We start from the raw sequence: 22,996 nt of genomic DNA, 5'->3' as shown, positions 1-22,996 counted from the left end.
GTCCTCGATCAGCCCTGCTGGCGCTGCTCGCGGTAGTAGCGGATCAGCCCGGCGGTCGAGGCGTCCTCCGCGGAGATCGCCTGCTCATCCCCGGCGACTGCCGGAGCGAGGCCCTTGGCGAGCTGCTTGCCCAGCTCCACGCCCCACTGGTCGAAGGAGTTGATGCCCCAGACCACGCCCTGCACGAAGGTGATGTGCTCATACAGCGCGATCAGCTGGCCCAGCGCGGACGGCGTCAGCTTCGGCGCCATGATCGAGGTGGTCGGGCGGTCGCCGGAGAACTCGCGGGCCGCGACCAGCGCGCCCTCGGTGCCCTCGGCGCGCACCTCCTCGGCGGTCTTGCCGAAGGCGAGCGCCTTGGTCTGGGCGAAGAAGTTCGCCAGGAACAGCTCATGGACGTCCTGGTCGCCGTCCTGGAGCGGATGGTTCGGGGTCGCGAAGGCGATGAAGTCCGCCGGGATCAGCCGCGTGCCCTGATGGATCAGCTGGTAGAAGGCGTGCTGGCCGTTGGTGCCGGGCTCGCCCCAGAAGACCTCACCGGTCTCGGTGGTGGCGAGGGAGCCGTCCCAGCGCACGGACTTGCCGTTGGACTCCATGGTCAGCTGCTGGAGGTAGGCGGGGAAGCGGTGCAGGTACTGGGAGTAGGGGAGCACCGCGTGGGTCTCCGCCTCCAGGAAGTTCACGTTCCACACGTTCACCAGGCCCATCAGCAGCGGCACGTTCTGCGCCGCCGGCGAGGTGCGGAAATGCTCGTCCATCGCGTGGAACCCGGCCAGCAGCTCCTCGAAGACATCCGGGCCCAGCACCGTCGCGAGCACGGTGCCGATCGCGGAGTCCACCGAGTAGCGCCCGCCCACCCAGTCCCAGAACCCGAAGGCATTCTCGGGATCGATGCCGAAGGCCTCGACCTTGTCCAGCGCAGTGGAGACCGCGACGAAGTGCTTGGCCACGGCCTCCTGCTCCTGCTCGGCGGTGAGCCCCGCGTTCTCCCGCAGGCCGCTGAGCAGCCACTGCCGCACCAGGCGCGCATTGGTGAGCGTCTCCTGAGTGGTGAAGGTCTTCGAGGCGACGATCACCAGGGTGGTCTCGGGGTCGAGATCCTGCGTGCTGGCGTAGGCGTCGGTGGGGTCGATGTTCGAGATGAACCGCGCCTCGAGCCCGTCCTGGGCGAGGGGCTTCAGCGCCTCGTAGACCATCACCGGGCCGAGGTCGCTGCCGCCGATCCCGATGTTGACGACGGTCTCGATGCGCTTGCCGGTCACGCCGGTCCATTCCCCGGAGCGGACCTTGTCCGCGAAGTCGTAGACCCGGTGGAGGGTGCCGCGCACGTCCTCGTCGATGTTCTGCCCGTCCACCTCGAGGGAGGGGGAGGAGCCGGCGGGGCGGCGCAGGGCGGCGTGCAGCACGGCGCGGTCCTCGGTGGTGTTGATGTGGGCGCCGGCGAACATCGCGTCGCGGTGCTCCTCGACGCCGACCTCGCGGGCCAGCTGCAGCAGCAGGTCCATGGTCGTGGAGGTGAGGAGGTTCTTGGAGAGGTCGACGTGGAGGTCGGCGGCGTCGTGGGTGAAGCGCTCGGCGCGCTGCGGATCGGTGTCGAACCATTCGCGCAGGGAACCCTCGAGCTCGAGGTTGTGCGCCTCGAGCTCGGCCCAGGCGTCGGTGGAGGTGGGGTCGATGGGGGCAGCGGGCGAGGTAGGAACAGTCATATGGCCATTGAACACTGCGGGGAGAGATCCTGCGGAGCCCCTGCCGGGTGTTCCCATGGGTGTTCCCTGAGGCCTGGACAGATGCGCAGCACAGTGCCGAGACCGAAGTGTTACCAGCACATGGAATGCAGTTGACATTTGCTGGTGCAGACTGGATAGGACCGCGCATGGATGTGCGGCCCACGCTCTCGAGCAATCACAGGAGTTTCCAGGGCCATCTCGCGCCGATCAATGATGATGGGCACCGCCGCCACCGGTGCCGCCGCCCTGACCCTCGCAGCCTGCGGAAGCGATGACGGGGGACCGGCGGGGGCAGCGGAGGAAGCGACGGCGGTGCGGGCGGTGGGACCGGCGAGCCGATCTACGCCAACACCACCGAGCCCGAGAACCCGCTGATCCCGACCAACACCGGCGAGGTCGGCGGCGGGCGCATCATCGTGATGCTCTTCGCCGGGCTCGTCTACTACACGGCCGACGGCTCCGCCGAGAACGACCTCGCGGAGTCCATCGAGACCGAGGACAACCAGAACTGGACCATCAAGATCCGTGAGGGCCTGACGTACTCGGATGGCTCCACCCCGGTCACCGCGCAGGACTTCGTCAACGCCTGGAACTACGGCGCGAACGCCGCCAACGCGCAGCTCGGCCAGTATTTCTTCGAGCCGATCGAGGGCTACGCGATCGTGGTCGCGACCAGGCTGGGCGAGATGAACACATGGACGGTGATCGGCGTGCTGAGCGTCTTCGGCTGGACTAACGTCGCCCGCATCATGCGCGGCGCGGTGATCTCGACCAAGAGCCAGGACTACGTGACCTCCTCGGTGGCACTGGGAGCCTCGAGCTCGACGGTGCTGCTCAAGCACGTGATCCCCAATGCGATCGCCCCGGTGATCGTCACCGCGACCGTGAACCTCGGTGTCTTCATCGTGGCCGAGGCGACCCTGTCCTTCCTCGGCGTCGGGCTGCCCACGAGCTCCGTCTCCTGGGGCGGTGACATCTCCGCCGCGCGGGATGCGCTGCGGACCCAGCCGTCGATGCTGTTCTATCCCTCCCTCGCGCTCGCGATCACCGTGCTGAGCTTCATCATGCTCGGCGACGCCGTGCGCGACGCCCTGGACCCGAAAGCGAGGAAGCGATGACCACGACCTCCATGAACCCGACCCCGGCCGGAGCCCCCGCGAACCGCGACCAGCCGCTGCTGGAGACCCGTGATCCCGAGATCACCTTCACCACCTCCAGCGGTCCGGTTAAGGGAGTGCGCAGCGCGAGCCTCGAGGTGTACCCGGGAGAGACCGTCGCGATCGTCGGCGAGTCCGGATCGGGCAAGTCGACGACCGCCATGGCGATCGCCCACCTGTTGGCCGAGAACGGCTCGATCACCGGCGGGCAGATCCTCTTCGAGGGCCGCGACATCACCCATGTCTCCGAGAAGGAGATCCGGGTGCTGCGTGGGGACCAGGTGGGCCTGGTCCCGCAGGACCCGATGAGCAACCTCAACCCCATGTGGAAGGTGGGCTCCCAGATCCGAGAGACCCTCGTCGCCAACGGGATCGCGAAGGGGGCCGAGGCCAGGGCCCGCTCCGTGCAGCTGCTCGAGGAGGCGGGCCTCTCCGATGCCGCCAGCCGCGCCGGGCAGTACCCGCACGAGTTCTCCGGCGGCATGAAGCAGCGCGCCCTGATCGCGATGGGTCTCGCCGCACGGCCGAAGCTGCTGGTGGCCGATGAACCCACCAGCGCCCTCGACGTCACGGTGCAGCAGCAGATCCTCGACCACCTCGACACCCTCACCGCGGAGCTCGGGACTGCGGTGCTGCTGATCACCCACGATCTGGGGCTGGCCGCAGAGCGGGCCCAGCACCTGGTGGTCATGTACAAGGGTCGGGTCGTCGAGTCCGGGCCTGCGCTCCAGCTGCTGCAGAATCCGCAGCATCCGTACACCCAGCGTCTGATCAGCGCTGCCCCCTCGCTCGCCTCCCGGCGCCTGGTCTCGGCGACCGAGCGGGTCGAGATCCGCGAACAGGCGCAGGAGCAGGCGGTCGCCCACTCCGGGGCCGCCGGGGGCACCGATGCGGTGATCCAGGTCGAGGAGCTCACCAAGGAGTTCCCGATCCGTGGCAACGTGCCGTGGAAGTCCACGCCGTTCACCGCCGTGGACAAGGTCTCCTTCGAGATCGAGCGGGGGACCACCACCGCGATCGTGGGGGAGTCGGGCTCCGGCAAGTCCACCGTCGCCCAGATGGTCCTCAAGCTGCTCGAGCCCACGTCGGGCCGGGTGCTCTTCGAAGAGCAGGACGTACGGACGTACCGCGGTGCCGAGCTGAAGACCCTGCGCCGCAAGGTCCAGCCCATCTTCCAGAACCCCTACGGCACTCTCGACCCGATGTATTCGATCTTCCGCACCATCGAGGAGCCGCTGCGGCTGCACGGGATCGGGGATGCGAAGAGCCGTGAGGCGAAGGTGCGCGACCTGCTGGACAAGGTCGCGCTGCCGGCGGAGATGATGCGTCGTTACCCCAACGAGCTCTCGGGCGGCCAGCGCCAGCGCGTGGCGATCGCCCGCGCCCTCGCCCTGGATCCTGAGGTCGTGATCTGTGACGAGGCGGTCTCCGCGCTCGATGTGCTGGTCCAGGCCCAGGTGCTCGAGCTGCTCAACGACCTGCAGGCCGAGCTGGGCTTGACGTACCTCTTCATCACCCATGATCTGGCGGTGGTCCGCCAGATCGCGGACAACACCCTGGTCATGGACAAGGGGAAGGTCGTCGAGCCGGGCACCACCGATGAGGTCTTCCACTCCCCGCAGCAGGAGTACACCAAGCGACTGCTCGCAGCGATCCCCGGCGGCTCCATCCCGCTCGCGGGCTCGGAGACGATCGTTGTGGAGGCCCCCGAGGTCGACGCCGACGACGAGCAGGCTGACGGCCCGCAGATCGACGACGGCCCGATCGACCCCTTCGCGAGCGCCGGACACGTCTGAGAGCATGAGGTCGCTCAGCTCTGACCGGTTGCCCGGCGAGCCCGACGACACCGATGACGCGATCGCCCGCGAGGCTGCGCGGGCGCGAGCCCGCCGGGCCGCTGGTGGCGGGCTGGGGGAGATGATCCCGCCGCTGACCCAGCAGGAGGAGCGTGACGCACGGATGCGGCGGGCCAGGCGTGCAGCCTGGTCCCACACGCCCAGCCCCAGGACCTCCCACCACACGCCTGGCGGGTTCCTGGGCGGCCTCGTCCTCGAGCTTGACATCACGCTCGGGATCCATCTGCTCTGGCCCGTGCTGGTGCGATGGATGAGCCTCCGGCGGGCGGCCGGGATCGTGGCCGGGACGGGGCTCGGGATGCTGTGTGGAGCTCTGGTGCACGGGCGGTGACATGGTCGGCGTGCTCCTCAAGGGGGAGGTCGTCGCGATCACCCTGGCCGTCCTGGTGCTCGGGTTCGGTGGAATGTTCATCGCCCTGTTCGCCGGCCAGGCTCGTGCGGCACAGGTTCCGGAGGAGCGAGGGGCAGGGTTCGAGGCCGAGGCATCGCTGGACGCAGGTGCCTCCCATGGAGCGGCTCGCCCCAGAGAGGCCCGCCGTAGAGAGGCTCGCCCCAGAGAGGCCCGCCGCATAGAAGCCCGCCAGGGCCGGGCGCGGAGCCCCCAGCACCTGCTCGCGGGCGCCCTCCTGATCGCCGATCCTGTCGCCGTGGCGGTCACCTGGATCTTCCTCGCCACCCTGTTCACCGGCCAGTTCTTCTACGAGCCAGGGATCACGGTGAGGGCGTACGTGGCCGGGGAGACACCTCCGTCGTACTTCTCCCAGCCGATGATCGGTTCGCTGGTGTTCGGGGTGGTGCTGGCTGTGCCGCTGACCCTGGCAATCGGTGCGATGGCGTCGAACGTCTCATTCCCACCCCCTGGCGGGCGGGCCGCTGGCAGATAGACTCACTAAGGCCCTGGAGCGGGTCGCACCTGCAGTGCGACCGGGCGCTGCTCGGCCTTTGCCCGCAGCGCAACCCGAAATGAGCTTCCGCGTATGACTCTCCAGCACCGTACCGACCTGCGAAACGTCGCGATCGTCGCCCACGTCGACCATGGCAAGACCACTCTGGTGGACGCCATGCTCACCCAGGGCGGCGCCTTCTCCGATCACGACAACCACGGTGAGCGGGCGATGGACTCCGGGGAGCTGGAGCGCGAGAAGGGCATCACGATCCTCGCGAAGAACACCGCGATCCGCTACGTCGGACCGTCGGCTGCGGAGATCGGTGAGCCTGACGGCATCACCATCAACGTCATCGACACCCCCGGCCACGCCGACTTCGGCGGCGAGGTCGAGCGTGGACTGTCGATGGTCGACGGCGTCGTGCTGCTGGTGGACTCCTCCGAGGGCCCCCTCCCACAGACCCGCTTCGTGCTGCGCAAGGCGCTCGCCGCGAAGCTGCCGGTGATCCTCGTGGTCAACAAGGTGGACCGTCCCGACGCCCGTATCGACGAGGTCGTCGGTGAGGCCACCGACCTGCTGCTGGGCCTGGCCTCCGACCTCTCCGAGGAGATGGACGACATCGACCTCGATGCCGTCCTCGATGTCCCCGTGGTCTACGCCTCCGGCAAGGCCGGTCGCGCCTCGATCACCAAGCCGGCCGACGGCACCCTCCCCGAGGAGGAGACCGTCGAAGCGCTGTTCAAGACCATCCTCGAGCAGATCCCTGCTCCGGTCTACGACGACGAGGTGCCGCTGCAGGCGCACGTCACCAACCTCGACGCGTCCCCGTTCCTGGGCCGCCTCGCCCTGCTGCGCATCAAGAACGGTGAGCTCAGGAAGGGCCAGCAGGTCGCCTGGTGCGTCCAGGACGGCACCACCAAGCAGGTGAAGATCACCGAGCTGCTGGAGACCAAGGGCCTCTCGCGCGAGCCGATGACCCGCGCCGCCCTCCCCGGCGACATCGTCGCCGTCGCCGGCATCCCCGACATCATGATCGGCGAGACCCTCGCGGATCTGAACGATCCGCGGCCCCTGCCGCTGATCACCATCGACGATCCGGCGATCTCGATGACCATCGGCATCAACACCTCCCCGCTGGCCGGCAAGAACGGCAAGGGCCACAAGCTCACCGCCCGCCAGGTCAAGGACCGTCTGGAAGCCGAGCTGGTCGGCAACGTGTCCCTCAAGGTGCTCCCCACCGAGCGCCCCGACGCCTGGGAGGTGCAGGGCCGCGGCGAGCTGGCGCTGTCGATCCTGGTCGAGCAGATGCGCCGCGAGGGCTTCGAGCTCACCGTCGGCAAGCCGAAGGTGCTCACCCGTGAGATCGACGGCAAGACCCACGAGCCCGTGGAGCGCATGACCATCGACGTCCCCGAGGAGTACCTCGGCACCGTCACCCAGCTGATGGCGTCCCGCAAGGGCCGCATGGAGACCATGAGCAACCACGGCTCCGGCTGGGTGCGCATGGAGTTCGTGGTGCCCTCGCGCGGCCTGATCGGGTTCCGCACCCGGTTCATGACCGAGACCCGCGGCAATGGCATCGCCGCCTCCTACAACGACGGCTACGAGCCGTGGATGGGGAACATCGAGTTCCGCGCCACGGGCTCCCTGGTCGCCGACCGCGCCGGCAGCGTCACCCCCTTCGCGATGATCAACCTCCAGGAGCGCGGCTCCTTCTTCGTCGAGCCCACCTCCGAGGTGTACGCCGGCCAGATCGTGGGGGAGAACTCCCGCAACGAGGACATGGACGTCAACATCACGAAGGAGAAGAAGCTGACGAACATGCGTGCCGCGTCGTCGGACTCCTTCGAGAACCTGGTGCCACCGCGCCGCCTGACCCTCGAGGAGTCCCTCGAGTTCTCCCGCGAGGACGAGTGCGTCGAGGTCACCCCCGAGGTCGTGCGCATCCGCAAGGTGGTCCTCGATGCCAACGAGCGTCGTCGTGCGACGTCGAAGGCCAAGTCGGGGAAGTGACCTGGTGACCGTCGAGCAGCAGCCGGTGCGGCGAGTGGACACCACCTCGCTCGCCGCCCGGCTCACCCAGGCCGCGATGGCTGTGGTGCTCGCGATCGTCTCGGTGCTGCTGATGATCACCCTCCACCGGGTGGAGCTCCCGGTGGCAGGTCTCCGCCTGCCCGTCGGTCTGCTGTTCGGGGCGCTGTTCCAAGTGGTCACCAGCGTGTTCCTGTGGGCAGCGACCGGGTCGCGGCTCCCGCTGCTGGTGCTCGGCAGCCTGTGGGGCCTGCTGGCGATGCCGTTCCTGGGCGAAGGCCTGGGCGGCGGCGTGCTGATGCCGGCGATGCTGGGCACCGAGCCCCAGTACTCCGGCTGGGTGGTCCAGGGCCTCGGCCTCGTGATCCCCTTCCTGATCGCAGGCCTGATCACCCTTGTGCGCAGGGCCCGTACTCGGGCAAATTGAGCAGATGACCGCTCCGAAGCGCCCCCGACCTGACTGGGCGACGATCCCCAACCTGGTCACGCTGCTGCGCTTCGCACTGCTGGGCCCCGTGAGCCTGCTGCTGCTGGACGGTCCCGACACCCTCGCGGTGGTGCTGCTGCTGGTGTGGGCCTCGACCGACTGGATCGATGGGCTGCTGGCCCGCGCACTGGACCAGACCAGCCGCACCGGAGCGATCATCGACCCGATCGCCGACCGGGTGGGGTTGGTCGCGATCGTGCTCAGCCTTGCTGTCGCCGACCTGCTGCCCTGGGCTGCGCTCGCGATCATCCTGATCGTCGACGTGGCGATGGTCGTGCTCGCCACCCAGGCGGCCCTGGGCGGCCGGATCTCCGTCTCCTGGCTCGGCAAGATCCGCACCTTCGTGCTGATGGGCTCTGTATTCCTGCTGGTGGCGGCCGCTGCCTGGGCCCCGTCCCTGGTGCCCGCCGCGCAGGTGCTCTTCTGGATCGGGGTCGTGCTGCACACGGCTTCAGGCATCGACTACATCCTCAGGGCGCGGCGGGCCCCCGCCGTCGCACCGGAGGCGGTGGAACCTCCTTCGCCGCGATGACCAACGCCCGCAGCACTGTCATCGCGCCACGCTTGGTCATCACCTCCACCGACAGCTCGTCGGTGGCGAGGATCGTCCCCAGCGCATCGCTCATCGACTCCCCATGCGGGGACGACTCCCGGTCGATCGCATAGCGCAGCACCACGCGCCGCCCGTCCTGGAGGAAGGGCGCCCAACCGGCGCGGACCCGGTCATCATCATGCTCAGCCATCACTCGAGGCTATCCGCTGCCGCTGCCGCTGCCGTCAGCTCGGCCGGTGTCGATCGCCGGATGTGCGTCCCATCACCTCCGTGGCCCGCCGCCTCGTCGCAGGGCACGCGGCGCAGGCGGGATGACAGAATGGGGGAGTCTCCGACGGAAGGAAGCCGCTCATGACGTACGTCATCGCTCTGCCCTGTGTCGACGTCAAGGATCGTGCCTGCGTCGACGAGTGCCCCGTGGACTGCATCTACGAGGGCAACCGGATGCTCTACATCCAGCCCGATGAGTGTGTGGACTGCGGAGCCTGCGAGCCCGTCTGCCCCGTCGAGGCGATCTACTACGAGGACGACACCCCGGACCAGTGGGCCGAGTACTACAAGGCCAACGTCGAGTTCTTCGACGATCTCGGCGCCCCGGGCGGTGCGGCGAAGATGGGTGTGATCGACAAGGACCACCCCATCATCGAAGCCCTCCCGCTGCAGCCGAACCCCCTGGCCTGAGCCGTGGCCGCTCCGTCTTCCGGATCTCCTGCCGTCTCCGCATCTCCTACCGTTCCGGCAGCCCGTCGCAGTCTGGCCGCGCGGCTGCCGGAATTCCCCTGGGACGCCCTGACCCCGGCGAAGCAGCGCGCCGCCTCCCACCCGGACGGCATCGTCGATCTCTCCGTCGGCACCCCCGTCGATCCGACGCCCGCCTCCGTGCAGCAGGCCCTCGCCGCCGCCGCGGACAGCCCCGGTTACCCCACCACGATCGGCACCCCCGCGCTGCGGGAGGCGATCGTGGATTTCGTGCATCGTCACCGCGGTGCCCCCGCCTCTCTCGGCGTCGAGGGCGTGCTGCCCACCGTCGGCTCCAAGGAGCTGGTGGCGCACCTGCCCTTCCAGCTCGGCATCGGCCCTGGGGAGGCAGTTGCGTTCCCGCACATCGCCTATCCCACCTATGACATGGGCGCTCGGTTCGTGGGTGCGGAGTCGATGCCGCTGGACCTCGCTGCCCTGGCGGCATACGGGGATGCCGCGCTGCCGGAGCCGGGTGCCGCCGCGCGGATCCGCCTGCTGTGGCTGAACTCGCCGTCGAACCCCACCGGTGAGGTGCTGGACGTGGCCCAGCTGGCGGCGATCGTCACCTGGGCGCGGGAGCACGGGATCGTGGTCGCCTCCGACGAGTGCTACGCGCTGCTGCCCTGGACCGTGGACGAGGTGCCCTCGGTCCTGGACCCGCGAGTGAACGGCGGCTCGCTGGACGGGCTGCTGTGCGTGTACTCGTTGTCCAAGCAGTCGAACCTCGCCGGCTACCGGGCGGCCTTCGTGGCCGGCGACCCCGCTCTGGTGGGCGAGCTGGTGGCGGTGCGCAAGCAGGCCGGGATGATGCTCCCCGGCCCGCTCCAGACGGCGATGGTCACGGCTCTCGGTGATGATCGTGCCCCGGCTGCGCAGCGTGAGATCTATCGCGCTCGTCGCGCGGTGCTCGAGCCCGCGCTGGTGGCTGCAGGCGGCACGATCCACGGTTCCCAGGCTGGCCTGTACCTCTGGACCACCTTCGGCGAGGACGCGATGACCAGTGTCCAGCGCCTCGCAGACAGCGGTGTTCTGGTGGCCCCTGGGATGTTCTATGGTGTTGCTGGCGGGACTTTCGTCCGGGTCGCCCTCACCGCGACCGATGAGCGGATCGCTGCCGCCGCCCGGCGCCTCGAGCGCCTCTGACACCTCCGGCGCCCTTGCGCGCCGTACCGATCCGACCACGCACAACGGAGAGCCCATGGATCACACGACGACGTCCGCTCAGCTCAACCTGGGGGAGAAGACCCTCGATCTCCCGATCGTCCCCGCAGTGGAGGGGAACTCCGGCATCGCGATCGGCCCCCTGCGCAAGGAGACCGGTGAGGTCACCTACGACCCCGGCTTCATGAACACCGCGAATGCCAAGTCCTCGATCACCTACATCGACGGCGACGAGGGGATCCTGCGCTATCGCGGCTACCCGATCGAGCAGCTCGCGGAGAAGTCCAGCTACCTCGAGGTCTCCTACCTGCTGATCAACGGCGAGCTGCCCACCAAGGGCCAGCTCGACAACTTCGAAGCGAAGGTCGAGCACCGCACCCTGCTCGATGAGCGCTTCAAGCGCATGTTCGACAACTTCCCGCGCGATGCGCACCCGATGGCTGTGCTCCAGGCCGGCACCTCGGCGCTGTCGACCTTCTACCAGGATTCGCTGGATCCCTTCGACGAGGAGCAGGTGCGGATCTCCGCCGTGCGGCTGCTCGCGAAGATGCCCACGATGGCTGCCTACGCGCATCGCATCGCCCAGGGTCACGCGCTGCTCTATCCCGACAACCGGCTCTCGCTGATCGAGAACTTCCTGCGCCTGACGTTCGGGTTCCCGGTGGAGGACTACATCGCCGACCCGGTCGTGGTGCGCGCGATGGAGCAGCTGCTGATCCTGCACGCCGACCATGAGCAGAACTGCTCGACCTCCGCGGTCCGACTCGTCGGCTCCGCCCAGGCGAACCTGTTCACCTCGATCTCCGCCGGGATCGGCGCGCTCTCGGGTCCCGCCCACGGCGGCGCCAACGCCGCGGTGATGGACATGCTCGACCAGATCCAGGCCGAGAACATGGACCCGGGCGACTTCATGGAGAAGGTGAAGCGCAAGGAGGACGGCATCCGGCTGATGGGCTTCGGCCACCGGGTGTACAAGAACTACGATCCCCGCGCCCGCATCGTCAAGAAGATCGCCGACGACGTCCTCGAGCGCCTCGGTGTCAACGACTCCCGCCTCGAGCTGGCGATGCAGCTCGAGGAGATCGCGCTGAAGGACGACTACTTCGTCGAGCGCAAGCTCTACCCCAACGTCGACTTCTACACGGGCCTGATCTACAAGGCGATCGGCTTCCCCACGGAGATGTTCACGGTGCTGTTCGCCATCGGCCGCCTGCCGGGCTGGATCGCCCAGTGGGAAGAGATGGTCCACGACCCGGAGACCAAGATCGGTCGCCCCCGCCAGATCTACACCGGCCATGCCGAGCGGGACTACACGGCGATGGAGGACCGCACCGGCACCAGCGAGCTGCGCCTGGCCGCCCTCCAGTCCGACATCGAGAAGCGCGGCTGATCCCTCGCCTCTGAGGTCACCGGTCTCCCGAGACCGCCCGCACGTGAGCGCCCTGACCGTGCGACCCCTCCCCGTGAGGAGCGTCGATGGTCAGGGCGTTCTCGTCGGGACCTTCCGCCCGCTCCCGCAGCGTTCCTCGCCCTAGCCTGAAGACATCCGTGAAGGGCCCGCAGTGCCGAGGCCCTTCCGCCCAGCGAGGAGGACCCGATGACGACTGCCACCACCGATCGCCCCGGCACCGAGGCCGCAGGCCAGGACGCCTGGGACGGCTTCGCCCCCGGTCCCTGGCAGGAGCGGATCGAGGTGCGCGACTTCATCCAGCGCAACTACACCCCCTACGGCGGGGACGCCTCGTTCCTGGCCGGCCCCACCGAGAAGACGCTGCGGGTCCGGGACCACCTCGAGACTCACTATCTCTCCGAGGAGCGCCGTCGCCGCGTCTACGACGTCGACACCCATACCCCCGCGGACGTCGACGCCTTCCCTGCCGGCTACATCAGCGAGGACGACGACGTGATCGTCGGCCTGCAGACCGATGTGCCGCTCAAACGCGCCATGATGCCCGCCGGCGGCTGGCGGATGGTGGAGACCGCCATCAAGGAAGCGGGCAAGGAGGTCGACGAGGACGTCAAGAAGATCTTCACCCAGTACCGCAAGACCCACAACGACGCCGTCTTCGACATCTACACCCCGCGGATCCGCGCCGCCCGCTCGAGCCACATCATCACCGGGCTGCCGGACTCCTACGGGCGCGGCCGCATCATCGGCGACTACCGCCGCCTGGCCCTGTACGGCGCCGAGTTCCTCATCGCCGACAAGCAGCGCGCCAAGGATGCGGTGGCCGACCAGCCCTTCTCTGAGCACTGGGCCCGCTACCGCGAGGAGCACTCCGAGCAGATCAGGGCACTGAAGAAGCTGATGCGACTGGGGGAGTCCTACGGTCTGGACCTGCGCCGCCCTGCCGCGAACGCGCAGGAGGCCGTGCAGTGGACCTATATGGCCTATCTCGCCGCAGTGAAGAGCCAGGACGGCGCCGCCATGTCCATCGGCCGCCTCTCCGCCTTCCTCGACGTATACGTCGAGCGGGACCTCGCCGCGGGCACGATCACCGAGTCGCAGGCCCAGGAGTACATCGATGCGCTCGTGATCAAGCTCCGCATCGTCCGCTTCCTGCGCACGATCGACTACGACCAGATCTTCTCCGGCGATCCCTACTGGGCGACCTGGTCCGATGGCGGCTTCTCCGCCGACGGCCGCGCGCAGGTCACCAAGACCTCGTTCCGGCTGCTGCAGACCCTGCGGAACCTCGGAGCCGCCCCGGAACCGAACATCACCATCTTCTGGGACCCCGAGCTGCCGGCGGGGTACAAGGAGTTCTGCTCGGCGATCTCGATCGAGACCTCCTCGATCCAGTACGAGTCCGATCAGCAGATCCGTGACCGCTGGGGCGATGATGCGGCGATCGCCTGCTGCGTCTCGCCGATGGAGGTCGGCAAGCAGATGCAGTTCTTCGGCGCCCGGGTCAACGCCGGCAAGGCGCTGCTCTACGCCATCAACGGCGGCCGCGACGAGGTCTCCGGGAAGCAGATCACCACCGAGCGCGAGTTCGCACCCATCTCCGGGGACGGCCCGCTGGACTTCGACGAGGTCTGGAACCGGTACGAACAGATGCTGGACTGGGTGGTGGGCACCTACGTCGAGGCGCTGAACATCATCCACTACAGCCACGACCGCTACGCCTACGAGGCGATGGAGATGGCGCTGCACGACAGCGAGATCGTGCGCACCATGGGCTGCGGCATCGCCGGCCTCTCGATCGTCGCGGACTCCCTCTCGGCGATCAAGCACGCGAAGGTCACCCCGGTGCGCGATGAGACCGGGCTGGTGGTCGACTACCTCACCGAGGGCGACTTCCCCCGCTACGGCAACGACGACGACCGCGCCGACGACATCGCCGCGACGATCGTGCACACGGTGATGCAGAAGATCACCGCGATCCCCATGTACCGCGAGGCGATCCCGACCCAGTCGGTGCTGACCATCACCTCGAACGTCGTCTACGGCAAGGCCACGGGGTCCTTCCCCTCCGGCCACCGCGCGGGCACCCCCTTCTCTCCTGGAGCGAACCCCGCGAACGGGGCCGACACCCACGGAATGGTCGCCTCGATGCTGAGCGTCGGCAAGCTCGACTACCACGATGCCCTCGACGGCATCTCGCTGACCAACACCATCACCCCGCAGGGCCTGGGTCGTACCAAGGGCGAGCAGGTCACCAACCTGGTCGGCATCCTCGACGCCGGCTTCGTGATGGATGAAGAGATGGGGGAGCAGTGACCACCCGAGCCAACCGGACCGCCACTGCCAACTCCTCCACCACCACTCAGGAGACAGCCATGACCACCCGCCCCGTCACGACCTACGCCGAACGCCTGGCCTCGATGAAGGCCAACCGTGCGAAGAACAAGATGGAATCAGGTCTGTTCCACGCGAACATCAACGTGCTCAACAAGGACACCCTGGTCGATGCGATGGAGAGGCCGGAGGACTATCCGAACCTCACCGTGCGGGTCTCCGGCTATGCGGTCAATTTCGTCAAGCTCACCCGTGAGCAGCAGCTGGACGTGCTGGACCGCACCTTCCACCAGGGCGCCTGAGGGCATGGAGCAGAGCGCTGACCTGCTGGCCACACCCGCCCGGAACCGGCGCACCGGTGCGGGGATCGAGGGCATGGCTGAGGTCGAGCTCGAGAGATCCGATCGGCTGACCGCGGTCAGGAAGGGCCAGGTCGCCTCCCTCCACTCCTGGGAGCTGGTCACCGCGGTGGACGGACCCGGCACGCGGCTGACCCTCTTCTTCGCCGGCTGTCCGTTGCGGTGCGTGTACTGCCACAATCCCGACACGATGGAGATGCGACGCGGGCAGGATGTGGGGCTGGAGGAGATCGTGCGCCGCATCCGCCGCTACCGGCGCGTGTTCTCCGCGTCCGGCGGCGGGCTCACCCTCTCCGGGGGAGAGGTGCTGATGCAGCCCGCCTTCGCCGGGAAGGTGCTGCGCGCGGCGAAGGAGATGGGCGTCCACACCGCAATCGACACCTCCGGCTACCTGGGCGGGGTCGCGTCCGACGCCTTCCTCGATGATGTCGACCTGGTGCTGCTGGACGTGAAGTCCGGCAGCGAGGAGTCCTACCAGGCGCTCACCGGCCGCACGCTGCAGCCGACCATCGACTTCGGGGACCGGCTCGCACGCCGCGGCATCCCGATCTGGCTCCGCTTCGTAGTGGTGCCCGGCTGGACCGACGGCGAGCACAACGTCGAGAAGGTCGCGGACATCGTGGAGCGCTGGAAGAACGTGATCGAGCGGGTCGAGGTGCTGCCCTTCCACAACATGGGCCAGGACAAGTGGGACACGCTCGGGATGGAGTACAGGCTGCGTGATGCTCAGCCGCCCAGTCGGGAGGTCATGGAGCGGGTGCGGGGCCAGTTCCGCGCCCGCGGGCTCACGGTGCACTGAGGCTGGCGCGGCGCGTACAGTCCGCACCGCAGGCCATGCACGCGCATCACGCTCTGCGCAGCCGGTTCAGCGCCCGCTGACCAGCACCACCACGCGGTCTGTCGCGCCGCCGCCGGTCGCGGTCCAGCTCGCCGCCTCGTCCCCGCGCAGCGAGCGATCCCAGACCCGTCCCTGGTAGGACACCTGGACCACGCCGTCGTCGGCCGCGCGGGCGACGGCCCAGTTCGCGAGGGCCCAGCCGATCGCGTCGTCGCCGCCCGGATCGATCACCAACGCGGTCGCTCCGGCGTCGGCCGGCAGCTGCGGTGCCGCGCCGGAGGCCGCGGCCAGGGTCGAGGTGACCCGGCCGGACCCGAGAGCGCGGGGGAACTGGCGTGCGAGCTCCTCGCGGACCTGCTCGGGGGAGACGACGGAGCCGACGGAGTCGAGGGTGCACACCAGGTTCGCGCCGCTCTGCCCTGTCAGCGCCGAGGCGTACAGCCGTCCCTCGGTCTCGTGATCTCGGTAGGCCTCGGGATGGCCCGAGCGCTGGACCTCCTGGGCGACGTCGTTGATGTCGGCGCTCTGGTAGTCGGGGATCGTCTCCAGCACGTCATAGAAGGCGTTGGAGGAGTAGATCGGGTCCATGATCTCCGCCTCGGTGCCCCAGCCCTGCGAGGGCCGCTGCTGGAACAGTCCCAGTGAATCGCGGTCCCCGTAGTCGATGTTCCGCAGCTGCGACTCCTGATAGGCGGTCGCCAGAGCGATCGACGCCGCTCGCGGCGGCAGCTGCCGGTCCACGGCCGTCGCGCTGATGAGGGCGGCGTTGGCGACCCGTTCCGTGCTGTAGCGATGGGTGGTGCCGAGCCCGGCGGCCACGCAGGTGCCCTCATGGGCGGGTGAGCCGTAGCGCTGCAGCGCGACATAGCTGCCGCCCGCGATACCCGCGAAGAGCAGCACCATCACCAGCGGGACCACGAGATGGCGGGCAAGAGACCGGCTCCGACCCCGTGCTCGCCGTCCGGCGCGCGCCGTCATCCCGGGTGCTCCTGGTCCGCCGTCAGTTCGCGTGCAGGGCGGCGTTGAGCTCGACGGTCTGGCCCTTCCGGGCCACCGCCTGCACCGCTCCGCTCAGCGAATTCCGACGGAACAGCAGGTTGGGCACACCGGAGAGGTCACGGGCCTTGACCACGTGGGCCCCTTCCATCCCTTCCCCCACGGTGCCCGCCTCTCCGATGACCTCGACCTTGGTGCCCGCGGTGAGGTAGAGCCCCGCCTCGACCACGCAGTCATCGCCGATCGCGATGCCCACACCGGCCTCGGCGCCCAGCAGGGAGCGGCGACCGATGCTGACGCGCTCGGTGCCCCCGCCGGAGAGGGTGCCCATGGTGGAGGCGCCGCCGCCCACGTCGGAGCCGTCGCCCACGACGACGCCCTGGGAGATACGGCCCTCGATCATCGAGGCGCCCAGGGTTCCGGCGTTGAAGTTCACGAAGCCCTCATGCATCACGGTGGTGCCCTCGGCGAGGTGGGCGCCGAGGCGCACCCGGTCCGCGTCGCCGATGCGCACGCCGGTGGGCATGACGTAGTCGACCATCCGGGGGAACTTGTCGACGCTGAGCACGGTGGGGGTGCGGCCTGCGGAGATCAGGCGCAGGCGGGTCTCCTCGAAGCCGGTCACGGCGCAGGGCCCCTCAGTCGTCCACACCACATTGGTGAGCGCGCCGAAGAGTCCGTCGAGGTTCTGGCCGTTGGGCTGGACGAGCCGGTGGGAGAGCAGGTGCAGGCGGAGGTAGGCGTCGGCGGCGTCGATCGGGGCGGCAGCGAGCTCGATCACGCGCACCACCGCCTCCTGGGCGGTGCCGCGGACCTCGTCAGCGCGCGCTGCGGAGCTCAGCTGGGCATGCAGAAGGTGGCTCTCAGGAGCCTCGGGAACCGCTCCCAGCTGCGGGGCGGGGTACCAGGTGTCGAGGGTGGAACCGTCCGCGGCGAGGGTGCTGAGGCCGATGCCCCAGGCGTGGGTGGCGGGGGAGGACGTCGGCAGCGTAGTCACGGGGAGAGTCTACGAAGCATGCACCGTGGAATGCCCGTCGCAACCACGCGGCGGGGTGAAAAGCACACTCAGGTGCAGGCTACTTATCCCGCTTTGGAGACTGCTCTCCGACGGCCGCCCAGAGGACCCGGAACGTCAATGCGACACCGTCGGAATCGGGATCGCCCAGGATGTCTGCGTCGTGTTCATCGCGGTTCAGCTGGCTGTACTCCCGAACCTTCGTGGAGACCAGGCGATTCAGCTCACGCATCTGCTCCCTGGACAGGCGCAGTGAGGTGCCGTGCATGGTTCCCAGCCCGTCCTCCGGGGACACATCCTCGGCCCGGGAGCGGGCGATCTCGGCACTGAAGGCCGAACGCATCCACTCGAAGGCGGCCAGGGCCGTGGCTCCGGACGCGGCGAGGTACTCCGTGTCAGTGCTGTCGGGGTCATTCACGGAGCGAGCGCTGCTGCCACCGTGATTGAAGGATGTCTGAGCGAGGCGCCATACTCGGTCACGCCGATCACGGGCAGCCTCCGGCGCGTCCTCAATGACGCCTCCGCGCGCCAGGATCCGCAGGTGGTAGCTCACCGAGTTGGCGGGAAGACCGAGATCGGCGGCGATATCCGCGGCGCGGGCGGTGCCCCTGCGACCCACCCGCTCCATGATCTCCAGACGCAGAGGATGGGCCATCGCCCGCAGTTGGTCGCGGGTCGCGTATTCCGGCTTTGCCGAGCTCACCAGCGGTGTCCTCTCGTCCTCGCCCGTCGGCGCGTCGCTGCTCATCTCCGCAGTCTACGGAGAATCGCGTGATGCGCACTGGCCCGTGCGCTAGAGATCTTGCACAACATCACTTGCGCAAGATCTATTGCGCACCATGTCTTGTGTAAGTAACGTTCCGGTCATGACGACCACTGCCGCCACGCCCGCGCCGACGCCGACACTGCGTGCGAACCTCGAGTACCACCGCTGGCTGGTGGGGGACCTCTGCCTCGACCTCGGCGCCGGGATCGGGACGTTCGCTTTCCCCTTGATCACCCTGATGGTCACGGACTCACTCGGTGCGACCGGGCTGGTGGGGCTCGTACAGGGTCTGGGGGTCCTGGTCGGGATGATTCCGGGCGGGCTGCTAGCGGACCGCTACGAGCGGCGGCGCCTACGGCTGCTCGCCGGGGTGACGGGGGTGGTGGTGCAGGCCGTGCTCATCACGGTGCTCGCGGCAGGGTGGGGGAGTTTCATCACGCTCGCCGCCCTCGCGTTCGCGGATCGGCTCCGAGGGACCCTTTTCGGGAGTGCCTCGAACGCGATGCTCAAGCAGATCGTGCCGCCGGCCCTGTTGCCCCGCGCCTTCGCGGTGAACGAAGGTCGCGAAGCCGCAGTGGAGATGGGGGCCGGCCCGCTCGGCGGCGCGCTGCTGGGCCTGTCGATTCTCTGCCCGCCGCTCATGCAGCTGCTGGGCAATCTCGGCTCCGTCCTCGCCACCCTCTCGATGCGCGGAAAGTACTACCCCCGCACTGAGCCTTCGCCACCGACCCGAGTACGGGATGAGCTGCGCGAGGCCGTCTCTTGGGTGCTCTCCCAGCGCATCCGCCTGCAGCTGATGGGGGTCGCCGTCGCTGTGAACCTCGGGTTGAACGGTCTGATCCTCGCAGTGCTGCTGAACCTCGCCTCCGGGGGTGTGTCAGCGGCGCGGATCGGCCTGTTGAATACGGTGCTTGCCGCGTCGATTCTGCTCGGAGCCATCGCCGCACCGCGCCTGGTGGACCGAGTTCCCACCGGGGCGGTGGTCATCACGCCGCTGCTGCTGATGGCCATGGTCGGGGCATTCATCCCCTTCGCCCCGGGGATGCTCTGGATCGCAGCTGCGTATGCGCTGATGGGACTCGGCCTGGCCCCGCTGAACGCTGCGACGCAAGGCTTCTTCATGCACCTCACCCCGGTGGCGATGCAGGGGCGGATCGGTGCGCTGATGGGCCTGGTCTCGATGGGGCTGATGCCGCTGGGGCCAGTGCTCGCCGGCTGGGGCCTCGAGGTCGTCGGGCCCCTGCCCACGATGCTGATGTTCGCGAGCATCACCCTGCTGGGGGCGCTGATCTCGCTGCTGGGACGCGATCTGCGCCGGATCCCGGTCGCCGGGCAGTGGGAGAGCTATGCCCGCGAACAGGGACTGGCCGCTGAGGAGTGACGGCGTCGGCTCCCTGACCGGTCAGGCGTCGAGCTCGGAGGTCTGCCCGATCCACTCCGCGGCCCGCGCGCGACGGGCCACCTTCAGCAGCCGACGATGGCGCAGATAGATCGTGAGCACCGCGGCGACCAGCGCGACCACCCCGCCCCCGAGCATCCAGGGTGCGTACTCGCCCAGTCCCTGTTCGTCTCCGAGCATGAGGGTGATCAGCAGGATCGCCGCTCCGCTGACGATCGCCAGCACTCCGGCGCCGACCAGGAGGGCCGGGCCCAGGGCCTGCACGAGCGCGGGTCCGGCAGATTCGCCCTGCAGCGGGCGGCGCAGCGGCAGCCCCCGGCCGAGCTGTCCGGGGCGCGAGGCCGCCCAGTCCAGCAGGATCCGGTCCCGTCGCAGGGTCGCGATCTTCCCGATGATCGCAGCGAGCAGCGCGGCCACGACGAGCGTCCCGAGCAGCGGCAGCGCCTGATCCGGGAGACGATCCGAGATCCCGGACCCCTCGGAGCGGATGCTCAGCACGACCGTGGCCACGAAGCACCCCAGCACCACCAGCAGCAGCACCGCCTCGACCAGCCGCAGCGGCAGCTGCCGGGCGTCCTGCTCGGCCTGGGCCGCAGAGTCGAGTTCATCGGCGACCGGATCGGCGCCCTCCTCGAGCACCACCCGGCGCTCATCGGCGAGGCGCTGGACGAACTCCTCGGTGTGCTGGCCGGCGCGCAGTGACGGCGCGTACTGCGCCCGCTGTGCGGTGGTGAGCCAGGCGGTCATCACCAGTGCGTCGGCCGAAGCGCGCTCCTCGGGCAGCAGATCGGCATTGACGATCGCCCGGAGCCTCGCAGCCTGACGCCCGCCGAACGGACCGCTGGGATTCGCCGGCTCGGATCGCGGCAGGTGCCTCGGCGGTGGCGCGGGAGTGGACATGCCGACATGGTCCCAGATCGGCGGACCCGCAGGGGCCATGAGGACGGAATCTCGTCCAGAGCCGTGTGCTGGCCGCGCCATACTTGAGGGATGACCGCAGCCACCGATCCCGTCCGTACCGTCGCCGTCGTCGGGGCAGGACCGCGGGGCACCGCCATCATCGAGCGCCTGGTCGCGGCCTCGACCAGCTCCGAGTGGCGCGGCGCGCTCACGGTGCATCTGATCGACCCGCTGGTGGGGCGCGGCGGTGCGGTCTGGCGGCACGACCAGTCCGAGGTGCTGCTGATGAACACCACCACCCGCCAGACCACGATGTACCCCGACGAATCGTGCCACGCGGTGCTCCCTGCCTCACGCACAGAGACTCTCGCAGACCACCTCGCCGGTGAGGGGCTCGCGCCCACTGACTTCGCTTCCCGCGCAGCCCACGGCCGCTACCTCGCCCATGTGCTCGAGACGGCGAAGGCCGACGCCGATCCCGCCCGGCTGCGGATCGTCGAGCACGCCGCCGAAGCGGTCGACGTGACCGGGGAGGCTGACGGGCCACAGCGCGTGCGGCTGTCCGACGGGCGCGTGCTGCGCGCCGACGCGGTCGCGCTCGCGCTCGGGCACCTTCCCACCGCGCTCAGCCCCCGCTCGCAGCAGCTGGCCGACGCCGCGGAGCGTCACGGCCTGGTCCATCTCGGTCCCGCGAACCCGCTCGAGGTGGACTACGCCTCGCTGCTGGGACGGGAGGCCGTCGCCGTCCAGGGCATGGGCCTGAACTTCTACGACGCGATCGGGATGCTCACCGCCGCTGCCGGCGGCCGCTTCGAGTCGGATCACACCGCCCCGTCGGGCCTGCGCTATGTGCCCGGGGGCGGCGAGCCGCTCCTGGTGGTCGGCTCCCGCTCCGGCATGGTCTACCGGCCCAAGCCCGATCTCGGCGCGCAGATGCCCGAGCCCTACCTTCCCGAGGTGCTCACGGGGGAGCGGGTGCTCGAGCTCGCAGTGCGCGCCGCCGGCGTGGACCACGAGCACGACGTGATGCCGCTGATGTTCGCGGAGCTGCGCAGAGCACTGCACAGAGGCGGATTCCCCGAGCTCGCCCGCGACGAAGCACTGCTCCCGCTGCTGTTCCCCTTCGGCCAACGCGGGGGAGAGAACCCGCATCCCGCGCGCAGCACCCGGGAGGTGCTCGAGGAGGCGCTGCGAGCCGCGGCCGAGCCCGATCCCGCCTGGGTGCTGATCTATCGGGTGCTGATCGCCCTGCGGATCCAGGTCAACCGGCTCACCGATCTCGGCGCCTACACCACCGAGTCCGTACGGCAGGACATCGACGGCCATCTGCGCAACGCCTTCGCCTCCTGGGCCTCGGGCCCGCCCGTGCTGCGGGCACGGCAGGTGCTCGCCCTGGCCGAGGCGGGACTGCTGGAGTTCACCGGCCCCCGCATGCACCTGGACATCGACGACGAGGCGGGCCGCTTCGCGGTGCACGGCGCCGAGGGTGAGACCACCTTGTGCGACGGGGTGCTCGAGGCGCACCTGCCGCCGGTGGATCTGCCCGCCTACCGCAGCGCCCTGCTGGGCGCCTGGCGCGAGCGGGGGGAGGCGCAGAAGGATTTCTGGGCCTCCCGCGGCACCCGGCGCCGGATGCTCACCGGCTCGATCGCCGTGGATGGTCTGTATGCGCCGGTCGGGGTGGATGGCACGGTCTACGAACGCAGGCTCCTGGTCGGAGTCCCCGTCAGCACCGCCCAGCCGGGTTCCTCGATCACCGCCGAGCCCGGCACCGGCGCCCAGCTGCTGCGCCATGCCGAGGCGATCGCGCTGAGGCTGGCCCGGGCCGGCGGAGCGCTCGCCGAGGACTGAGCGCTGCGTGACCTACTCGTCGTCGAGGCTCTCTGTGTCGTCCCATTCCTCTGAGTCGTCCGAGTCATCCCACTCAGCAGCCTCATCAGCATCGTCTTCGTCGTCATCCGGCCGGGCATGATCCGAGGTCGGCAGCCACTCCAGAGCGTGTCGACGGCGGCCCACGATCATGCGCATCGGACGCCGCCCCAGGAGATACGCGGCGCCGAGCACCGTGATGAGCAGCGCAGGCCAGAGGAGGAAACTCTCGACCTCGAGCTCCTCCCAGCCCGGCGCCCTCCCATCGGCGATCGCCCGTGAGAACCCGGGCCAGGCGTCCCACGCCAGGATCACGAGCAGGAGCCCGCCGAACGCCGTCGTCCAGGCCATGACGGACCGGGCGGCTCGGCTCTCCCAGAGGGAGGGCGCATCGACGGTCCCGACCGGCGGCAGCCCGCGTGCGAGCTGCCCGTCCCGCCCCGCGGCCCAGTCGATCAGCACCGTCACCCGTCGCCGTGCGATCAGCCGGCGCCAGCACCACTGGACCAGCA

Annotated in this window: 20 protein-coding genes and 3 pseudogenes; 16 read left to right on the top strand and 7 right to left on the bottom strand. The window is 69.2% G+C overall.

Features of this window, described 5'->3' with window-relative positions; translation table 11 throughout:
• Positions 1-8: 8 nt before the first annotated feature.
• A complete protein-coding gene (gene pgi, locus ACT3T9_RS12990; RefSeq protein WP_441444197.1) occupies positions 9-1,706 on the bottom strand; it encodes a glucose-6-phosphate isomerase in 1,698 nt (565 codons plus the stop codon).
• A 440-nt stretch (positions 1,707-2,146) separates the two neighbouring features.
• On the opposite strand from pgi, the pseudogene ACT3T9_RS12985 reads away from it, so the two are divergent.
• From ACT3T9_RS12985 to ACT3T9_RS12950, 8 genes and pseudogenes are all read left to right on the top strand, one after another.
• Positions 2,147-2,308, top strand: a pseudogene (locus tag ACT3T9_RS12985) (ABC transporter substrate-binding protein); the annotation flags it as partial.
• Positions 2,309-2,377: 69 nt separating this feature from the next.
• A pseudogene (locus ACT3T9_RS12980) lies at positions 2,378-2,845 on the top strand (ABC transporter permease); the annotation flags it as partial.
• Positions 2,842-4,680, top strand: a complete 1,839-nt coding sequence (locus ACT3T9_RS12975) for a dipeptide ABC transporter ATP-binding protein (RefSeq protein WP_444606747.1) — start codon at positions 2,842-2,844, stop codon at positions 4,678-4,680. The pseudogene ACT3T9_RS12980 and the gene ACT3T9_RS12975, both read left to right, overlap by 4 nt.
• A 4-nt stretch (positions 4,681-4,684) precedes the next feature.
• The gene (locus ACT3T9_RS12970) at positions 4,685-5,071 is read left to right on the top strand and encodes a hypothetical protein (protein ID WP_444606746.1); all 387 of its coding nucleotides are present in this window, start codon (positions 4,685-4,687) and stop codon (positions 5,069-5,071) included.
• Between the two features lies 1 nt (position 5,072).
• Complete coding sequence (locus tag ACT3T9_RS12965; protein ID WP_444606745.1) at positions 5,073-5,624, top strand: hypothetical protein; 552 nt, start codon at positions 5,073-5,075, stop codon at positions 5,622-5,624.
• Between the two features lie 93 nt (positions 5,625-5,717).
• Entirely contained in the window at positions 5,718-7,640 is a 1,923-nt protein-coding gene (typA, locus tag ACT3T9_RS12960; protein ID WP_441444194.1) for a translational GTPase TypA, read from the top strand.
• A 4-nt stretch (positions 7,641-7,644) separates the two neighbouring features.
• On the top strand, positions 7,645-8,085 hold the full coding sequence (locus tag ACT3T9_RS12955) for a hypothetical protein (RefSeq protein WP_441444193.1): 441 nt from the start codon (positions 7,645-7,647) through the stop codon (positions 8,083-8,085).
• 4 nt (positions 8,086-8,089) lie between these two features.
• On the top strand, positions 8,090-8,677 hold the full coding sequence (locus ACT3T9_RS12950; RefSeq protein ID WP_444501738.1) for a CDP-alcohol phosphatidyltransferase family protein: 588 nt from the start codon (positions 8,090-8,092) through the stop codon (positions 8,675-8,677).
• Here the strand turns inward: ACT3T9_RS12950 and ACT3T9_RS12945 are convergent.
• The gene (locus ACT3T9_RS12945; protein ID WP_441444191.1) at positions 8,616-8,888 is read right to left on the bottom strand and encodes a putative acetyltransferase; all 273 of its coding nucleotides are present in this window, start codon (positions 8,886-8,888) and stop codon (positions 8,616-8,618) included. The two genes, ACT3T9_RS12950 and ACT3T9_RS12945, sit on opposite strands and share 62 nt — an antisense overlap.
• A gap of 161 nt (positions 8,889-9,049) precedes the next feature.
• On the opposite strand from ACT3T9_RS12945, the gene fdxA reads away from it, so the two are divergent.
• From fdxA to pflA, 6 genes and pseudogenes are all read left to right on the top strand, one after another.
• On the top strand, positions 9,050-9,379 hold the full coding sequence (gene fdxA, locus ACT3T9_RS12940; RefSeq protein WP_441444190.1) for a ferredoxin: 330 nt from the start codon (positions 9,050-9,052) through the stop codon (positions 9,377-9,379).
• Positions 9,380-9,382: 3 nt separating this feature from the next.
• On the top strand, positions 9,383-10,582 hold the full coding sequence (gene dapC, locus ACT3T9_RS12935; protein ID WP_444601459.1) for a succinyldiaminopimelate transaminase: 1,200 nt from the start codon (positions 9,383-9,385) through the stop codon (positions 10,580-10,582).
• A gap of 55 nt (positions 10,583-10,637) precedes the next feature.
• Positions 10,638-11,990 (top strand): citrate synthase, encoded by a 1,353-nt coding sequence (locus ACT3T9_RS12930; RefSeq protein WP_444606744.1) that lies wholly within the window; start codon positions 10,638-10,640, stop codon positions 11,988-11,990.
• Between the two features lie 207 nt (positions 11,991-12,197).
• Positions 12,198-14,324: a pyruvate formate lyase family protein gene (locus tag ACT3T9_RS12925; RefSeq protein ID WP_444606743.1), complete on the top strand. Its 2,127-nt coding sequence runs from the start codon at positions 12,198-12,200 to the stop codon at positions 14,322-14,324.
• Positions 14,325-14,464: 140 nt separating this feature from the next.
• Positions 14,465-14,644, top strand: a pseudogene (locus ACT3T9_RS12920) (glycine radical domain-containing protein); the annotation flags it as partial.
• 4 nt (positions 14,645-14,648) lie between these two features.
• On the top strand, positions 14,649-15,500 hold the full coding sequence (gene pflA / locus ACT3T9_RS12915) for a pyruvate formate-lyase-activating protein (protein WP_444606742.1): 852 nt from the start codon (positions 14,649-14,651) through the stop codon (positions 15,498-15,500).
• 66 nt (positions 15,501-15,566) lie between these two features.
• Here pflA and ACT3T9_RS12910 read toward each other — a convergent pair whose 3' ends face one another.
• From ACT3T9_RS12910 to ACT3T9_RS12900, 3 genes are all read right to left on the bottom strand, one after another.
• Positions 15,567-16,517 (bottom strand): hypothetical protein, encoded by a 951-nt coding sequence (locus ACT3T9_RS12910; protein ID WP_441444184.1) that lies wholly within the window; start codon positions 16,515-16,517, stop codon positions 15,567-15,569.
• 22 nt (positions 16,518-16,539) lie between these two features.
• Positions 16,540-17,523 carry a 2,3,4,5-tetrahydropyridine-2,6-dicarboxylate N-succinyltransferase gene (gene dapD, locus ACT3T9_RS12905; RefSeq protein ID WP_444606763.1) on the bottom strand — a complete coding sequence of 328 codons (984 nt, stop codon included), beginning with the start codon at positions 17,521-17,523 and terminating at the stop codon, positions 16,540-16,542.
• Positions 17,524-17,611: 88 nt separating this feature from the next.
• Positions 17,612-18,298, bottom strand: coding sequence for an ArsR/SmtB family transcription factor (locus ACT3T9_RS12900; RefSeq protein WP_441444183.1), 687 nt, complete (start codon positions 18,296-18,298; stop codon positions 17,612-17,614).
• Positions 18,299-18,416: 118 nt separating this feature from the next.
• Between ACT3T9_RS12900 and ACT3T9_RS12895 the strand changes: the two genes are divergently transcribed.
• Complete coding sequence (locus ACT3T9_RS12895; protein WP_441444182.1) at positions 18,417-19,697, top strand: MFS transporter; 1,281 nt, start codon at positions 18,417-18,419, stop codon at positions 19,695-19,697.
• Between the two features lie 21 nt (positions 19,698-19,718).
• On the opposite strand, the gene ACT3T9_RS12890 is transcribed toward ACT3T9_RS12895, so the two are convergent.
• Complete coding sequence (locus ACT3T9_RS12890) at positions 19,719-20,615, bottom strand: hypothetical protein (protein ID WP_441444181.1); 897 nt, start codon at positions 20,613-20,615, stop codon at positions 19,719-19,721.
• Between the two features lie 90 nt (positions 20,616-20,705).
• On the opposite strand from ACT3T9_RS12890, the gene ACT3T9_RS12885 reads away from it, so the two are divergent.
• A complete protein-coding gene (locus ACT3T9_RS12885; RefSeq protein WP_444606741.1) occupies positions 20,706-22,466 on the top strand; it encodes an FAD/NAD(P)-binding protein in 1,761 nt (586 codons plus the stop codon).
• A 12-nt stretch (positions 22,467-22,478) separates the two neighbouring features.
• On the opposite strand, the gene ACT3T9_RS12880 is transcribed toward ACT3T9_RS12885, so the two are convergent.
• On the bottom strand, positions 22,479-22,996 hold a 518-nt coding region (locus ACT3T9_RS12880; RefSeq protein WP_444606740.1), incomplete at its 5' end, for a hypothetical protein.

Origin of the sequence: Brachybacterium sp. AOP29-B2-41, from assembly GCF_052378395.1 — a bacterium.
Classification (GTDB): domain Bacteria; phylum Actinomycetota; class Actinomycetes; order Actinomycetales; family Dermabacteraceae; genus Brachybacterium.
This window is presented reverse-complemented; position numbering and strand designations above follow the sequence as displayed.

Coding starts and splice junctions, on each gene's coding strand:
- pflA (WP_444606742.1), top strand. CDS start 14,649: ATGGAGCAGAGCGCTGACCTGCTGGCCACACCCGCCCGGAACCGGCGC.
- ACT3T9_RS12895 (WP_441444182.1), top strand. CDS start 18,417: ATGACGACCACTGCCGCCACGCCCGCGCCGACGCCGACACTGCGTGCG.
- pgi (WP_441444197.1), bottom strand. CDS start 1,706: ATGACTGTTCCTACCTCGCCCGCTGCCCCCATCGACCCCACCTCCACC.
- ACT3T9_RS12970 (WP_444606746.1), top strand. CDS start 4,685: ATGAGGTCGCTCAGCTCTGACCGGTTGCCCGGCGAGCCCGACGACACC.
- ACT3T9_RS12925 (WP_444606743.1), top strand. CDS start 12,198: ATGACGACTGCCACCACCGATCGCCCCGGCACCGAGGCCGCAGGCCAG.
- ACT3T9_RS12900 (WP_441444183.1), bottom strand. CDS start 18,298: ATGAGCAGCGACGCGCCGACGGGCGAGGACGAGAGGACACCGCTGGTG.
- fdxA (WP_441444190.1), top strand. CDS start 9,050: ATGACGTACGTCATCGCTCTGCCCTGTGTCGACGTCAAGGATCGTGCC.
- ACT3T9_RS12950 (WP_444501738.1), top strand. CDS start 8,090: ATGACCGCTCCGAAGCGCCCCCGACCTGACTGGGCGACGATCCCCAAC.
- typA (WP_441444194.1), top strand. CDS start 5,718: ATGACTCTCCAGCACCGTACCGACCTGCGAAACGTCGCGATCGTCGCC.
- ACT3T9_RS12930 (WP_444606744.1), top strand. CDS start 10,638: ATGGATCACACGACGACGTCCGCTCAGCTCAACCTGGGGGAGAAGACC.
- ACT3T9_RS12890 (WP_441444181.1), bottom strand. CDS start 20,615: ATGTCCACTCCCGCGCCACCGCCGAGGCACCTGCCGCGATCCGAGCCG.
- ACT3T9_RS12975 (WP_444606747.1), top strand. CDS start 2,842: ATGACCACGACCTCCATGAACCCGACCCCGGCCGGAGCCCCCGCGAAC.
- ACT3T9_RS12945 (WP_441444191.1), bottom strand. CDS start 8,888: ATGGCTGAGCATGATGATGACCGGGTCCGCGCCGGTTGGGCGCCCTTC.
- ACT3T9_RS12965 (WP_444606745.1), top strand. CDS start 5,073: ATGGTCGGCGTGCTCCTCAAGGGGGAGGTCGTCGCGATCACCCTGGCC.
- ACT3T9_RS12910 (WP_441444184.1), bottom strand. CDS start 16,517: ATGACGGCGCGCGCCGGACGGCGAGCACGGGGTCGGAGCCGGTCTCTT.
- ACT3T9_RS12885 (WP_444606741.1), top strand. CDS start 20,706: ATGACCGCAGCCACCGATCCCGTCCGTACCGTCGCCGTCGTCGGGGCA.